At 40.6% G+C, this 16,768-nt stretch carries 12 protein-coding genes; 5 read left to right on the forward strand and 7 right to left on the reverse strand.

Annotation, left to right across the window (positions count from 1 at the left end):
* Positions 1-59: 59 nt before the first annotated feature.
* Positions 60-284 (forward strand): hypothetical protein, encoded by a 225-nt coding sequence (locus V6R21_RS24275; protein ID WP_334246119.1) that lies wholly within the window; start codon positions 60-62, stop codon positions 282-284.
* Between the two features lie 80 nt (positions 285-364).
* Here V6R21_RS24275 and V6R21_RS24280 read toward each other — a convergent pair whose 3' ends face one another.
* Positions 365-2,092 (reverse strand): phospho-sugar mutase, encoded by a 1,728-nt coding sequence (locus tag V6R21_RS24280; protein ID WP_334246120.1) that lies wholly within the window; start codon positions 2,090-2,092, stop codon positions 365-367.
* Positions 2,093-2,738: 646 nt separating this feature from the next.
* Here V6R21_RS24280 and V6R21_RS24285 point away from each other — a divergent pair.
* The 4 genes from V6R21_RS24285 (at position 2,739) to V6R21_RS24300 (ending at position 9,051) form a co-directional block, all read left to right on the forward strand.
* The gene (locus V6R21_RS24285) at positions 2,739-3,956 is read left to right on the forward strand and encodes a DnaJ domain-containing protein (protein WP_334246121.1); all 1,218 of its coding nucleotides are present in this window, start codon (positions 2,739-2,741) and stop codon (positions 3,954-3,956) included.
* Between the two features lie 198 nt (positions 3,957-4,154).
* Positions 4,155-7,622, forward strand: coding sequence for a hypothetical protein (locus tag V6R21_RS24290; protein WP_334246122.1), 3,468 nt, complete (start codon positions 4,155-4,157; stop codon positions 7,620-7,622).
* Between the two features lie 87 nt (positions 7,623-7,709).
* The gene (locus tag V6R21_RS24295; RefSeq protein ID WP_334246123.1) at positions 7,710-8,279 is read left to right on the forward strand and encodes a 3'-5' exonuclease; all 570 of its coding nucleotides are present in this window, start codon (positions 7,710-7,712) and stop codon (positions 8,277-8,279) included.
* 364 nt (positions 8,280-8,643) lie between these two features.
* The gene (locus tag V6R21_RS24300; protein WP_334246124.1) at positions 8,644-9,051 is read left to right on the forward strand and encodes a DUF4258 domain-containing protein; all 408 of its coding nucleotides are present in this window, start codon (positions 8,644-8,646) and stop codon (positions 9,049-9,051) included.
* Between the two features lie 53 nt (positions 9,052-9,104).
* On the opposite strand, the gene V6R21_RS24305 is transcribed toward V6R21_RS24300, so the two are convergent.
* The 6 genes from V6R21_RS24305 to V6R21_RS24330 are packed head-to-tail and all read right to left on the reverse strand — an operon-like array spanning position 9,105 to position 16,716.
* Entirely contained in the window at positions 9,105-10,061 is a 957-nt protein-coding gene (locus tag V6R21_RS24305; RefSeq protein ID WP_334246125.1) for a radical SAM protein, read from the reverse strand.
* Positions 10,058-10,795 (reverse strand): ABC transporter ATP-binding protein, encoded by a 738-nt coding sequence (locus V6R21_RS24310; protein ID WP_334246126.1) that lies wholly within the window; start codon positions 10,793-10,795, stop codon positions 10,058-10,060. The genes V6R21_RS24305 and V6R21_RS24310 overlap by 4 nt, the downstream gene beginning before the upstream one ends.
* Positions 10,795-11,559 carry an ABC transporter permease gene (locus V6R21_RS24315; RefSeq protein ID WP_334246127.1) on the reverse strand — a complete coding sequence of 255 codons (765 nt, stop codon included), beginning with the start codon at positions 11,557-11,559 and terminating at the stop codon, positions 10,795-10,797. Before V6R21_RS24315 ends, V6R21_RS24310 begins: the two co-directional genes overlap by 1 nt.
* Complete coding sequence (locus V6R21_RS24320; protein WP_334246128.1) at positions 11,552-12,397, reverse strand: ABC transporter permease family protein; 846 nt, start codon at positions 12,395-12,397, stop codon at positions 11,552-11,554. The genes V6R21_RS24315 and V6R21_RS24320 overlap by 8 nt, the downstream gene beginning before the upstream one ends.
* A 1-nt stretch (position 12,398) precedes the next feature.
* A complete protein-coding gene (locus tag V6R21_RS24325) occupies positions 12,399-13,619 on the reverse strand; it encodes an ABC transporter substrate-binding protein (protein ID WP_334246129.1) in 1,221 nt (406 codons plus the stop codon).
* A gap of 37 nt (positions 13,620-13,656) precedes the next feature.
* Positions 13,657-16,716: a TonB-dependent receptor gene (locus V6R21_RS24330; RefSeq protein ID WP_334246130.1), complete on the reverse strand. Its 3,060-nt coding sequence runs from the start codon at positions 16,714-16,716 to the stop codon at positions 13,657-13,659.
* Positions 16,717-16,768 lie beyond the last annotated feature (52 nt).

Raw genomic sequence — 16,768 nt, forward strand, 5'->3', positions numbered from 1 at the left:
TTTTTAATTATTTAATTCTGTTTTGAAGGGATTGTGTTAATACCCAATACAAATACGCTATGGTAAAAGAGCTAGAATTTATAAACAATGATCAAGGTGATGTTACTGCCGTGGTCATTCCAATTGAAGAATGGCTTAAAATCAAAGACTACTATCAGCAAGTAAAAGAAGAAGAGAAATGGCGTCTGAACAACAGAGCTACAAGATCTTCCAATACTATATCTGACAGGGATCTTGAAAGTCGCAGCATGCGGATGCTGGATGACGTTGTTCAGGACAAATAGAAACTTTCTCACTAGCAGATATAAAAAAACCTCTGGCACTATACCAGAGGTTTTTTACTGCTTTATAACTTAAAAGCAAATTATCTCAGTTTCATATCTGCAATAATTCCTTCTATTCTATCATTCAAGTCAGCATCCACTTTATCAAAGTCCGCTTTATTGTCTAGCTTGGCATTAACGCTGAAATAGAACTTGATTTTCGGTTCTGTACCTGATGGACGTGCAGAGATTTTTGAGCCGTCGGCTGTAAAGAACTGTAATACATTTGATTTTGGTAAGTCAATTGCCGTTTCCTCACCTGTTTTAATATTCTTTGCAATACCTGACTGGTAATCTCTAACTTCGAGTAGTTCAGAGCCATTGATACTCGCAGGAGGATTTGCTCTCAGTTCTTTCATCATAGTGGCAATTTCCTCAGCACCACTCATTCCTTTTTTGGTAATAGAAATAAGCTTTTCCTTATAGAAGCCATACTTCACATAAATATCAATCAACTGATCGAACAGCGACTTCCCTTGGTGCTTGGCATGTGCTGCCATCTCACAGATCATGGCCGCTGAGGCAACTGCATCCTTGTCACGAACTGCATCTCCTACCAAGTATCCATACGATTCCTCACCTCCAATAATGAAGTTTTCCTTACCTTCTTTCTCCTTGATTACCTCTGCAATAAACTTGAAGCCCGTCAAAACATTGTAACAAGCCATTCCTTGTTGCTTAGCAAACTCATCTATCAGGTCTGTTGTCACAATGGTCTTACAAACAAAGTCATTGTCCTTTGCTAGTCCTTCCGCTTTTCGATTCTCAATTACATAATTGAAAAGCAACGCAGCTGTTTGGTTACCGTTCAAAAGTACCCATTCGCCTTTATGGTTCTTGATAGCAATACCTACTCTGTCAGCATCTGGGTCAGTACCTAAAAGAATATCTGCATCCAGTTCTTTTGCCTGTTTAAGAGCAATGCTCAAGGCTTCAGCTTCTTCAGGGTTAGGATAAACTACCGTTGGGAAGTTTCCATTTGGCTCCTTCTGCTCTTCAACAACGTGTACATTCTCAAAACCTAATCTTTTCAGAATCTCTGGCACCATCACAATACCAGTACCGTGAATTGATGTGAAAACGATTTTCAAATCTTTTTCAGCCTTGATTGTCTCAGGAGAAATCGCATTACCTTCCAGCATTTCCAAATAAGGCTCATCCACTTCTTTACTGATTTTTTCAATCAGATCTTCATTGCCTTCCCATTTCACATCTTCGATGGAATGGATTTGCTGTACCTCAGTAATGACATTCTTGTCATGTGGAGGTACCAACTGTCCGCCATCAGCCCAATACGCCTTATAACCGTTGTACTCTTTTGGGTTGTGGGAAGCTGTAAGTACTACCCCTGTATGACAACCTAAATGACGGATAGCAAATGACAGTTCAGGAGTTGGTCTCAATGAATCAAAAAGATAGACCTTGATACCATTGGCAGCAAATACTTTAGCTGTCACTTCAGCAAAATAATCACTGTTATTACGGCTGTCATATGCGATTGCCGCTTTCATTTCCTGACCACCAACTGTCTTTTTCAGGTAATTGGCTAATCCTTGAGTTGCCATACCTATTGTATATTTATTCATTCTGTTGGTACCTACGCCCATGATACCTCTCAGGCCGCCTGTACCAAACTCCAATTCTTTGTAAAAGCTGTCAGCTGCTTCAGTAGGGTTATCCTGTAGCAGTCTTTTGATTTCGTTTTTGGTATCTTGATCATAGCTTCCTTCAAGCCACTGATCCACTTTTGCTTTAATCTCTTGATCCATTTTTAGATTTTTAATGGTGGTTGTCTTATTATGTTATTTGGTTTTATATCTAATCAAAGATAAATATTATTATCCGAAGAGGTAACTCAATATAGAAGCTTCTTCGCCACACACATTGTTCTCCACCTTTTTATTTATAGCACCTAACAAGCTTCATCAAATAACCATATCGAAATGATCATTCTGTTTTGTACTAATTTAATTTTTCGCCACAAATATTACATATATTCATTGAATAAGAAATGATTTTACTTTTCTACGAATAGTTCCCTCGTTAGTAATCCCTCTTTATTAACGAAACTTAATACAGCATTAATTCATTGCTTTATACTCTTTAATTTCTTCAGATTTTAGTATATTAATTACATAGCAAACAACGTTAACCATCACTTCAAGGAATTGTACCTTTTTTATTTCGACCAATTAATTTACTAAACGGAATTAGCGTACACAGCCACTAACACACAGTTACCATCATAACTTTCACTTTTTCATTAATCCAAGAAACTCTATTAACGAAGCTTATTTATAATCTTTTGCTTCTACTATAGTGTACTGTTATCCGTATATACCTAGAATAACTTAACCCAACTGTATATATCAGACAATTACTACACATCACGATAGTAGCCCAAAACTAAGTGGTATGAATACTTATTACGAAATTCTAGAGGTTAGTCCGAATGCAGCCAACAAGGATATCAAATCTGCCTATAAAAAACTGGCGATTAAATATCATCCGGACAAGAACCCCGACAACCTACATTCTGAAGAAAAGTTCAAGGAAATACTAGCTGCTTACCAAGTGCTATCAAATGAAGCACAGCGAGCGCTATATGACCTCCATTTGAGTTATTCTCAGTTTAAACACTCAGCTACATGCTCCGCAACTACTTCTTCCTCTACCTACTATTCGTATCCATTTAACCAAACTGGTTATAGTGCTACTGACAGTGCCTTAAGTAGAGAAGAGCTCTTACGAGAAGATCAAGCAGCTCGTAAATGGATCATCATGTCTGTACTGGCATTTATGATTTGTGTTTTTGCCTTGATACAACTCAGACAATACCTCAAAGAACAGGAGTACCAAGCCACCATTGAAAGACGAGACTCAACCTTTGCTCGTGCACAAGAATTGATTGGTGAAGAGCGATTAGGTGAAGCAATATGGGAAGTCAACACCATATTACGGCAGTACCCTGAGTTTGAAATCTATGGGGTAAGGATGAAATACCAAGCCCTCAATGACCTCAAGCAAAAAGCTGCCGAAGCTTTTAATCAAGGTAATTATAAAAAAGTGCTGTTCCTTTTACAGCCTATGCGAGACAATGGCATGCGTGAGCTTACGGGAGATTTATTTTACTATATGGCAATGAGTTTCAAGTACCTTGACCGAAATATGGAAGCTGTTGGTGCTTTGGAATACTGGCTCATGCGTGAACCCAAAAACCTGAGAGTATATGTTGAGTTAGCACATTTATATGATGAAGAATTCAGGGAAACAGATGTCAGTATCAACTACCTGAATAAAGCCACACATATTGCAACTGAAAGTTATAAATCAAAATACGGCTCTGCCTATGCAGTGGTCATTTCACCGAAAGAAGTCCCTGAAGAACATTTTGAAGTGTATTATACCAGAGCCAAACTGCTTTGTAAGGAACACAAGTACGGAGATGCTCTCAAAGATTGCTTATGGGCTGAGTTTATGCGTCCAGAGAGAGGTGAAGTATACAACATTCATGGTAAGTGCCTGTTTGAAACAGGGAAAAAAGGAGAAGCTTGTTCATTTTGGGAAAAGGCGGCAAAGCTCGGAAGCCTTTCTGCCCAATTGGAAATGAAACGGTACTGTAGAGGGGTATAATGGCACTCCCTGTTTGTTAATTTTTTTTGAAGCATTTAAGATTTATTTACTTTGTAGGCAATTCAGTCTACACTGAATCCCAACCCAAAAGGTTGGGATTATTCTTTTGACTGCATATTTCAAACTTGGCTATACTAAAAGGAAGTTTTTTTGGCGAGAATCTATCACTTTTGTTTTCTGACCCTTATTCTGTGTTTAATGATATGGCAAAAGGGAATTGCTCAGGATACGCCTTTCTCTAATTTGAGGAAGAAGTGGATTCCTGTAACAGCTGTTCCTTTTACCTTCGATTCGCTATCTGTTTCACCTTCCAGCATAAAGGTTCTACAGTACTCCAAAGGAACACAACTTCCCCAAATAGTCTATTCACTATCTGAAGATGCTTTTGTTTTCAAAGGATTAACAGACTCCCTAACTTCCAATACCAAGGACTCGATACTGATCTCCTATAGGGTATTTCCTCCTTCATTAGAAAAACCTTATTCACTAAGGTCTCAAAAGGATTATGAAGAAGGAAAATATGCCAAGGAACACCCTATTGAAGAGCATGAAACTACTCAGCCAATTTCATTTGGAGAGGAAAGAGAAGAAATTTTTCATACCGAAGGAATCCAAAAAACAGGCAGCATAAGCAGAGGAATTTCTGTAGGTAACAGACAGGATGTACTGATTAACTCAGGGCTTAATCTTCAACTCGATGGAAAGTTAAATGAGGATATAGAACTGACTGCTACAATCACAGATCAGAATATTCCGCTTCAACCCGAAGGAAACACCCAACAAATTCAGGATTTTGACAAAGTGTATCTCCAGCTTCGGCATAAATACGCCTCATTGGCTGCTGGCGATATCATTCTCAAGAATGAACAATCTGAATTCCTACGTTTCAATAAGAATGTTCAAGGAGGACAAGTTGTGGTAACTGTTGGTAGTGATACATCAAAAGTTTCCGCTATTACAAAAGCTGGAATATCAATCGCAAAGGGACAATTTCGCTCTGAACAGCTTGAAGCACAGGAAGGTGTTCAGGGACCATACAGACTCAGCGGACCGGAAAATGAAACTTATGTAATTGTCATCGCTGGATCTGAAAAGGTCTATGTAGATGGTAATTTATTGGAACGGGGATTCAATGCTGATTATATTATCGACTACAATCTGGCTGAAGTCACTTTTACAAGTAAGGTTCCTATTACCCAATATTCCAGAATCCGTATTGATTATGAATATGCCGTACAACAATACAGTAGAAGTATACAGCAAGCGAGCCATTACCAGCAATTCGGAAAGCTCAATACATTTGTCAATGTGTATCAGGAAGGAGACAACAAGAATGCCCCACTCCTTTTTTCATTATCAGAAGAAGACAAACGTATTCTTTCTCAAGCTGGAAACGAGCAAGCTTTAGCGCCTGCTATTGACACTGTTGATACATTTGACGCCAATAGAGTACTGTACACCTATACAGATCAAGTAGATGACAATGGCAATACACACCAGACACTAACCAAAGCTGAAGCGGGTAACAGTCCATTACTGCAAGTATCTTTCACAGAAGTGGGGCAAGGAAATGGCAATTACATTCTGGATGAAATTACAGCTGTAGGTCGAGTTTACCGATGGGTTGCACCTGTTGAAGGGAAAGCACAAGGAAATTATGTTCCTATTCGAAAACTCACCCCTCCCAATAGAAAACGAATGGTAACAGCAGGTGCCCAACTTGCATTATCAAAGCATGAGACAATTTGGACAGAGATAGCTTATTCTGAACAAAACAGTAATCTTTTTGCTGATGAGTCCTTAACCCAAAAAGCAGGAAAAGCCATAAAAACAGGTTTTAAAAGTGAAAAAAGGGCAATAGGAAATTCTAAATGGAAATGGAGTACTCAAGCAACAGCCGAAATAGATGAAGCTGCTTTTACACCAATTGACAGGTTTCGTTCTGTTGAGTTTGACAGGAATTGGGGACTCACAACTAATGTTGCCTCTGCTAGAGAAGAAATCCTTTCGGGAAGTATTGAGCTCAATAAAGATAACCAACAAAAAATTAGTTACGATGTCACTAAACGTAAGCGAGGCGACCATTCTGATGGATGGCAACATACTGCCAGTACATCTAATACATGGAAAAATATTCAATGGCAAAACCAACTCTTCTTACTGAACAACAGCATGACCGATACACATGCTGAATGGAAAAGGGTTGCTTCTGAAATTGCTTGGCGAAACAACATCATAGTTCCGGGTTATCGTTTCACAGATGACAGAAACTTGCTAACTAATACCGAAACGGATTCTATTATCAGTACCGCCATGAATTACAGAGAACACCGTTTCTATCTGGAAAACGGAGACAGCCTAAAATGGCAGTTTCGTATTGATTATGCGCTTCGAGAAGACATGGGGCCAGAGAATGGCATCCTGACCAAAAATACAAATGCCAATACACTTACGGTCAATACGGGATATAATGGTAAAACACAATCCCTCAACTTGCAGGTTACCTACCGTGAAGTGGACAACTTCAGGGATGCAGAGAACCGTCATGAAAATTACTTTACCAGTAGAATTGACTGGCGAGCAACTGCATGGAAGAAAAACATACAATCCAACCTGACCTTCTCCACATCTGCTAGCCGTGAGCTGAAACGTGAGTTTATCTATGTCAAAGTTGAAAATGGAAGAGGTACTCACACTTGGCGTGACCTAAATGGAGATGGAGAACAAGATTTGGAAGAGTTCTTTGAGGCTATCAACCCTGATGAACGTAATTATGCCAAGTTTTACACCCCAACCACTGAGTACTTGCCTGCATATGCGTCCAGTTTTAACTACCGCCTACAACTCAAGATGCCTCAAGAGTGGAAAAATGCTACGGGGCTGAAGCCACTATTAGCAAGATTTACGCAGCAGTTTTCATTTATATCAGACCGTAAAGTGACTTCAGGAAGTTTTGTACAACGCTTTAGTCCTTGGCTATCCAACATTCCTGAAAGAGATCTACTTTCACAAAAGTTACAGCTTCAGCATACCGTATTTTTCAATCGTGCCAACCCAAAATTCAGTGCTGATTTCCAATGGCTCAACAGAAACCAAAAGCAATTGCTGACCAATGGCTTTGAACAAAGGCTTTACAACGAACAAAACCTCACATCAAGATGGAACATGGCAGCAGGCTGGTCAGTACTTTGCCGTACCGCTTTAAAAGAAAGTGAGAGTAAATCCGACTACATCAGCGACCGTAACTATATCATCAATCAATACGAAATCGCACCAGAGCTGGCATGGCAACTTGGCAGTAGCTTCAGAATAACGGCCTTGACAAGTTATAAAAACAAGCAAAGTCCTATTCAGACAGAATCCAACGATACCTTACTGAGTACCTTTTGGGAAGCAGGCTCTGAAATAAGGTGGGCTAAAGCAGCTACTACCATGATCTCTACCAGTTTCAAACTGACTGAAATTGCTTTCAATGGAGATACCAATACGCCTGTCGCTTATGAAATAATGGAAGCACTACAGCCTGGCAAGAATTACCTTTGGGGTGTCAATTGCCAGCAACGTCTTGCCAATGGCTTACAAATCAGCTTAAACTACAATGGGCGAAAATCTCCTGAACAGCCCGTAGCCCATGTAGGAAATGTACAGATCACCGCACTTTTTTAATCTATTATTTCAGTCCGTACTTCAATTACGTCCTCCCCACCGAGATTAGCATCACAAACTTTTTTACCCATTTAAAATAAGAACAACATGAATTATCTCTTCTTTGATACAGAGACCTCCGGATTACCAAAAAGCTGGATGGTTTCAGAAAATGATATCCAGAACTGGCCTCGCATCATCCAATTGGGATGTATTTTGGCCAATGAACAAGGTCAAATTATGGAAGAGTATCAGACCATTATACAGCCAATAGGTTTTAGCATTGATGCCAGTGCTGCTTCAGTACATGGTATCAGTCATGCACGTGCCATGAAAGATGGAATTCCTGTAAAGGACGCCATGCATCGGCTGGAAGCAATGATCCTGAAAGCTGATATGATGGTAGCCCATAACATCAACTTTGACTTTCCTATTGTCAATTGTGAATTTTTGAGGCTCAACCAAAAGGTTCATTACCCAGCACTCTTCTGTACTATGCTTTCAACCTGCGAATTTGTGGGAATTGAAGGGAATTACGGTACATACAAATGGCCTAAGCTTGAAGAGCTGTATATTAAGTTGTTCGGACACAACTTTGATGGTGCCCATAATGCCATGGCAGATGTACAAGCTACCACAAAGTGTTTTTTCGAGCTGAAATCAAGAGGAATTATCTAGCTAAAAACTATATACCAAATACCCTGTACGGTTAAATTCCGTCAGGGTATTATTCTATTGCATTCTTTTATTTTTATTCAAAGCCTACATCCTTACCCCGTCACACAACCTTTTAATACTGCCTGAAAATCACTATCATTAGATAACAACACCTAATATTAGCTACTGCTTTTGCCAAAGGACCATAGACTTTTTCAGCATTTTCCAATTACCAATTTTTCATTCCTTCCATAGTCAACTCTTTTAGCTGATCCTATTTTTCAACATGCTGATGATACATTTCAGGCAAAAGGTATTTGCGTCAATAACTGTTAGACTTCTCTGATAAAAGCTAACCAATCGTTTACCCTAAATACGAATAGTTATGACAGTCAGTCCCTTTTATCAAGAATCTGTTACCTCAAAGCGCCACCAGCACCTGCTGATTTTGCGGGCACATGATTGCAGCTGTAGGGCTGAGGCATTCCATATGAGTAAATACTTAACCAATGTATTCCTCCACACCTCCCACTCAGAACAACGATGCAGTCAGAGGGGCATCAGCGATGAAATGATCAAAGTCGTACTTACTTATGGAAAAGTTATCCGTAAACAAGGTCTCCAATTTTATATGGGTGACAGCAAAAGCTTTCCTGAATTCCTTGACCATGAACTCATAGAAAAATGTAGGTATATAGCTGTCGTGGTGAGAGGCAAAGAGGTAATTACTTGTTACCGTAACCCTAAAGCACAAAAGCACATACGTAAAAAACCGACCCGCTTGGTCAAATAAAAAAGGGGGACAACTTACCTTGTCCCCCTTTTATTTTGTTTGCTATTATTTCATCATGCTGAATGAGAAGAGCAGCCATTACATCTTTTCTCCATTTTGGCTATATCATAGTGTTTCTCAAAAAACTCATCACACCAAAGACATACATTCTGCAATACCTCAGTCCGTTTACGGGCATATTCTTCAGTGACCCCAATACTTTCTCCCATCCTAAATGGATCTCCCTCATTGATCCTTTGAAACACTTCAGACTGAGCCACTTTTTTCAATACATCACTTACTTTCTCCTCTCTTGCATCACCAATTGGCTTTTTGGTTCCCGGACAACATGGGTTAATTTGCCAAAGCTGAATTGATATTTCCTGTGGTATATCTTTTCCTCCAGTCAAAAAACCAATCCCTCCTGAAAGAATGGCACAGAAATTATGATTTGGATCTTGTTTCCAAATGTTCTTCTGCATCGCTCTTCCTCTAGCCCAGTTACCTCCCAACCACATATCTTCTGTCGCACCCCAATGCCCCCAACTTAGCGGAAACGCAGAAAGGTAAGTATCTTTCTCCACCAATGGCGCTTCGTTTTCTCCATTTACGCCCCTGGATTCAAATAATTTAGCAAGTTCTTCCAGCTTAGCTCCCGCATACTTGTGGTAGCGATCAATACTTGCTATATCAAAACGGGAAATCCCCTTTTCTATCAAGGTATCCAAAATTTCACCTGTTAACAGGTCTCCATTGGTTTGCAACATTACTTGTACCCGCCCTTGATACCGTTCTTTCAACTTATCCAGAATTGCATAAAGCTTTTTACGTTCTGCCAGTGGTTCTCCACCAGACAAAATCAGCCTTCCCATACTTTCAGGAAGATTGTCTACGATTCTCAGGCAATCCTCCTCACTAATCCTAGCCCCTTGTGGTCCCGACAGGTTATAGCAATGGTCACATTTATCATTACAAAGCTGTGTAAACACCCAATAGACTGATTCGATATGTTCAAAGTTCTGCTCACTCATCGTATCTCTATGCTTTTATGTTCAATTTCTTTCCAAAACAACAACTCACGCTGTACACCTGTTACAGGGTCTTTCACAAATGTCTCCTTGTCTTTATAGACAGTGAATTGCCCATCTTCCATTAAGGCAAACTGATCTCCTATCACCAAAGCCTCCTTGACATCATGTGTTACAAAAAGTGCTGTTATCTGATAATCACGGGCTACTTTCAGGAAAACCTGCTGCATTGTACTTCGTGTCTGAGGATCTAGGCTTGCAAAAGGTTCATCCAAGAGCAAAACCCTAGGACTAAATACCACAGCCCTTCCAAAAGCTACTCGCTGTTTCTGTCCTCCTGACAGCTGACTTGGCAACTTTCGCTCATGTCCCTCCAACGCTAGCTCCATAATCATTCTGTCTACTTTTTGCTGAACCTCAGTCTCAGAATACTTTCGGATTCGTAACCCAAAAGCGATATTCTCAAACACATTTAAATGTGGAAATAGCATGGGTTCCTGAAAAACATATACCATTTCCCGTTCAGCAGCAGACAACTGGTGAACCGGTTGATTGTCCCAACTGATTTCTCCTAAATCTTGAGACTCCAAGCCTGCCAATACTTTCAGCAAAGTTGTTTTACCACAGCCCGACTTTCCTAGCACTGCCAGTACCTCTCCTTCTGAAAGACTGAATGATATTTTTTTCAGTACATCCTGCTTATCAAAGCGCTTTTCAATTGAATTTACCCTCAGCATCAAACCAGTTTTGAAAACACAAATCGTTTATTCAACCACAATAACAGACAAGGTGGTAGCATCAGCAGCAAAGACGCCAATGCAGCATGGAAAATATTGGCTTCGTTTACATACTTAAATACCAATATGGTCAGTGTTTTAATTTTACCAACCCCTATTAACTGTGTAAGACCATACTCAAACCAAGATATCAGAAATGTCTGAAAGAAACAGATCAGAAGAATGGGTGCTGCTATCGGTAATAGGATTTGACGAAATACCTGTACTGTACTCGCTCCCAATGTGACAGACTGCTGATACAGCTCAAGTATATAATTACTCCAGAAGCTCTGAAATAGTATCACGGTATATGGGAAAGCCAACAACAGTTGCCCAAGAGAAACACCTATAAAACTGACACTCAATCCGGCATAAATAAAAAACCGTTGTAACAGGATTGCCAGCACAACAGGTGACAAAACAAAAGGCCAGTAAGCCAACAGCAGCCAAGTGTTTCGCTGTTTGGCATAAGCCAGTTCTTTACTTACCCAAAATCCTAACAACGTAGCAACGGATGCCACTCCCAAAGCCATCAATAACGAAAGCAGTAAACTTTGCTGTAACTCACTTTCTTGGTGCAAAAGCAACTGCCAATGTCCAAGTGTAAAGCTTTTAGGGAAAATATCAGGATAGAACCACCCTTTACTGACAGACAGTAACCCCATCAGCAGAAAAGGCAATAGAATACCCAATAATACAATCAGCAGTACCCCTTTCTTAAACATGCTTTTTATTCAATTTTACAAGCCCCCAAATACACCCCAACAACAATACTGTGAACGCTACACTGATCGCATATCCTTCAGGAATATCATGTAGGTTAAACCGCTGAAACTTCCGCACTGCCAATACTGAAACCATCTGAATACGTTGGCTACCAACCAACAATGGCACTTCATATGCCCCCACGACAAACAGCAGGTACAGTAAAATATTAGGGCTAGCTGTTCTTAACATCAGCGGAACTCCTATTTTTATAAGAAATGTTTGCTGATTCCCTCCCAATGTTTGGGCAACCTCTTTTAACTGATCCAAATGTTGATCATGGTAAATACTATTAAGGAGCAGGGTAAAAAAAGGGATAGCCATCAGTGAATGAGCCAGTATAATGCCTACTCCCCAATCATCCTGAACCAGTTCAGGAAACTGCTCCAAAGTATCTATCCAACCTAGGTAATGGAAAACCCGTGACAGCATTCCCGACTTTGTCAGCAGCTGAAAAATGAAAAAACCAGTTACCACAGCAGGGATTGACAACGGCAGAAACATTAGATATCCTGTAACTCCTCTCGTCAAGGACTCCTTGAAATACAGCACTAACCAAAAGGCTACGGAGAGTGATACTGTAATTGTTACGATTCCGATATAAAAGCTATAAGCTAATGATTTCAGAAAAGTTCCTCCTAACAATACCTCTTCCCAATAAGACAGTGTAAAACCCTCTGAAAGTACACCAATAATACCAAGGCTATACAGTAACGCGAACCCAAGTCCGATAGCTACAGGTAATACAGCTAATACTAGAAATACGCTTTTCAGAATACCAGACGAAAGTTTAGGCATCCTATTTTTCGATAACCTCTTTTCTAAAGTCCTCATACAGCCTGATCATATATTCTGGAGCTAGCTCCTGAAATGCCTTATCCTGAATTGCTTGCCTATTTGGCGCATTCTTCCTTTCAGGGATATGAGCAAATCGCTCTTTCCATTCAGCAGGGAGTTTCTCAATATCCAGTACTGTTCCGTCTCCCCAAACAGCTGGCTTCGCTTTTTCAAATTGTGCTTCAGGTGAAATCAAAAAGTTGATAACCATTAAGGCAGCCTCAGGGTGTTGTGCATTATGCAGAATACTTAAATAATGTGAGTTCTGAATAGTACCAGGAGCAGGTACATACGCCTTGGCTGTAGCGGCAAAAAGCCCTTGCAAAATCTTATTATCTACTTCAGTATCATTATTACTGAAGGTAAAGGTGATCTCTCCATTGGCAAACAACTGATGCTGCTGTGCCAATGTTGCAGGAAAAGTCCTACCCTCTTTCCAGAAGTAAGGTTTCAACTGATTGATCTTCTCAAACAGCTGTTGACTGTATTGATTGTATTTGACCTCATTAAAAGCGCCCTCTAATTCCTGCTCCCCTGCCAAAGCAATCATCCACGACTTCAATAAGGTCATTCCGGTAAATTCATTCGGAATGGTAAACTGCCCCGGGTTATCTTTGACATACTGCGCTATTTCTGAAAAAGACACCGGCACTGTTTCCGTACGGTTTTCATCATAGATAAATGCCAACTGTACATTTCCCCATGGACATTCCATACCATCCACTGGCTGTTGAAAATCTTGCGAGACAAAAGGGTTTTCCCAATCAACATACTGGTTGTTCGGTAACAAGTCGGTAAACTTCCCAAAAAGTGCATTCAGCTCCCGAAGCTGGAAAAACGTCTCCCCGTTGATCCAAACCATATCAATCTCCCCATCAGTTTTACCGGCTTCCAGCTCCCCAAGCACATGCCCAACAAGATCTTTTCCCTGCCCTGATGAAATATTCAACTCTATACCATACAGCGACTTTAGCTTTGGCTTTACAAAGTCCTTCATATAAGTATTGATCAGTGGGTCGCCCTGCCACATCATCATATTGACTTCTTTGTCTTGCGCTTTTTCAGTTACTTCTTCCCATGTCATGGAAGCCAATGCTATCCGCTCCTGCTTCTTTTCTGCCGTACATGCAGAAAGCCCCATAAGGATCGCAAACAGCCAAATAATTTTGTATCCTGTTTTCATATTCATCCTAAAAAATATATCCAATCTATTAACCCTTTTAGAAAACATACCTGACTCCAAACTGAAATTGTCTCGGTGGTGCAGCATTACGTTTTACCAATACACCACTGGAAGCAGGTCCTACCTGTATCTGGTTACTTTGTGTGGCATTGTTTGAATAGCCACTCAGGTTTTCAGCATTGAAAATATTGAACACATCTGCCCTTAACTCCAGTCCTCCCTTGTTTACCTTTCCAAAAGGGATATTGTACTGTAAACTCAGGTCAAATGTATTGGACCAAGGCAAACGGTCACTGTTTCTTTCTTCTCCGGGATACCGATCACTGTTCCCAACATAAGCATCACCAAATGCACTACCATCACCATTCAAGTCATTGGTAAATACAGGATCTCCGCTTCCACTCAAAACAGGGTTCCCTGACTCATCCACGACCATAAACTGGGTCGCATCAGGAATACGGTTAACGGGTTGTCCACTTTGTAGTAAAGCCACTAGTGTTACCGTCATATTTCTGATTGGATAATAACTGTAGATGGCGTTGAGCACGTGCCTACGGTCATTGATACTCGGTCCCCATTCTGCCTCAAAGTCATTGGCATCCATTGCCCTGAAATTGATATCTTCTGTATTGTTTTCAAGGTATGATAAGGTATAAATCAACCTGAATGAGTAATTGTCAACTCCTTTGTCCTTCTGCAAATTGAAGCTTGCTGCATAATAATTACTCTGACCATCTGTCGTAGTCATCACCAAGTTTCTTGATACCCCATTTACCAACTCTCCATCTATTATAGCTGAGTTACCATTGATCAGTAGCGGTCTGGTCTGATCTGCCCAAGCTGAACTTCTAGCCACTCCTTCCTCTAGGCTTCGGTTATAATCCCATGCTGCTGGTGCGTTCAGATTGACTGTTCTGAAAAGGTTTTCCCCTCGGTTATACACCAAGTCCAAAGAAAATAACTTGTTATCCTCTATCTGAAGCTGATAGCCCAACGTCATTTGATGTGTAAATGGATTCTGATAGCCATTTGGATTCAGGATGCGACGCTCATTGCTAAAAAGGTCTCGCTGTCCTTCAAAGCTTTCAGCGGATGGTCCATCCAAATATCCATATGGTAACCCCGCATTATTGCTTTCTCCCACTGTCAGGTTTCCGTTAAAGGTCACCTTGTCCAAATCAGTATTCTCAGGGAGCAGTCCTTCATCTATAAAATATTGAATTTGCTTACGAAAATCAGAAGAGACATTATTCTGCTGCAATGCATCACTGTAAATCGCATAAAGGATCTTGTCATAGAAAAGTCCGTAACCACCTCTTATACTACTTTTGGGTGTCAGCTGGTAATTGAAACTAAAACGCGGAGCAAAGTTGTTGTAATCGCCCTCGGTTCCTCCTCCTTCAGAGAGGTTATCATAGTCGTAACGCAACCCAAAACTCAAGTTCAAACGCTCTGTTGCCTTTAACTGATCTTCCACATAAATGCTGTAGATGTTCTGACGTTTACCGAATGACGCAGGTCTCAGTTCTACCGAATACGCTGTTACCAATGCATCAGATGGAATATCATTGACTGAAAGGTCACTCCCCTTGTTCAGTCCTTTTACTTGCTCTACCTGATCAGCCGTTAACTGTACAGTATAACTGCCATTGGGGTTTCCACCACCATACAATTTATGATCAGTACTCAAGATTTCTCCTCCTACCTTAAAGGTGTGGTTATTTGTTGTCCAAGTTGCTTTCTGTTGAAACTGCCAAGTATTCTGCAAACTCTCAAAGATATAGCCGGGGTGTCCTAGTACTGCAATGGTCTGTCCTGAAGGATCATTGACTGTGACGTTTGGGCTATCGGGATTTTCAGGCTCGGCATAATCCCAACGAAAATGGCTGAACTGAAGGTTTGTCTCAGAAGTAAGATTGCCGCTCGTAAAGATGTTGGAGGTGGCTAGGTTTAAAGAATTTCGAACCTGTGAATTAGCCGCTGATGGAAAGTTAAGTCCTCCGGTTAATCCGCCTGCTTGTCTGCCTACAGAGACCAAACCTATATTGGTCCGGACAGATGTCTTGAACCTTCTTGACCAAAAATGGTCTAACTTACCACTTATATAATCAAAAGTATTGTTGCCACGAACCGTCTCATTGACACCTAGTTCAGGACTGTTCAACAAGTTATCCTTAAGGTCAGAGGTATGTTCATAATTGATGTAATAGAATGTCTTGTCTTTGGTAATAGCACCACCAAACCCCACTCCAGCTTGATACCGCTGAAAGCCATCCTTTACCAAGTTTCCGGAAAGATCACGTTGTGCAAAAGGCGATGAAGCATCAAATATCCCAGGACGGGACAACACAAAAGCCTCTCCCCTAAAATCATTGCTCCCTGACTTGGTTGTGATATTGATAATTCCATTTCCAGTATTGCCAAACTCTACTGAGTAGTTGTTGGTAAGTACTGTCACATTCTGCACAAAACCAATGGGTGTATTGAAGCGCAACCCTCCCAAAAACTGCTCATTATTATCCAATCCGTCAATCATATAATTATTGAACAGTGAGTTCGCCCCATTAATACTGACATTGGGTGCTTCCGGAAAAAAGCCTGTCGCCTGTGTTACATTTGGCAAGCGATAAAGCATGCGGGTAATATCCCTTCCCTCAACAGGTAATTCCTTGATTTTTTCAGCTTCCATCTCCGCTGAGACTTCAGCATTATAGGTATTGATACGGGTGGTATTGTAAGCCGAGATACTTACTTCGTCCAACTGTACAGTTGTTTTGGAAGGTAGCACTAGCGTTACATTCCTCTTAAAGTTGGAACGCAATGTCAACTTTCCAGACTCAATCGTATGAAAGTCTTCCGAGTCAGCCGAACGAACGAAATACTCACCTGAGGTATTCAAGCCACTAAAGGTTGCCACTCCTTTCTCATTGGTCACTCGATCTACACTCACCCCAATTGCCTCATTGATAGCTGTAATGGAAATACCTACAATAGGTTTAAAATGGGTATCTACCACATTCACCTCTATCTCTCCCTTTTGGGCAAAAAGAGTTGTAGCAATAGTCATCAGGCAGCCCACAAGCAGTAATATTCGCATCAGAAAAGTCAGTGTTTTTGTGAAGAATGATAAAAAGCTTTCCAAGCCCATT

The sequence above is a fragment of the Limibacter armeniacum genome (genome assembly GCF_036880985.1).
GTDB classification, from domain to species: Bacteria; Bacteroidota; Bacteroidia; order Cytophagales; family Flammeovirgaceae; genus Limibacter; species Limibacter armeniacum.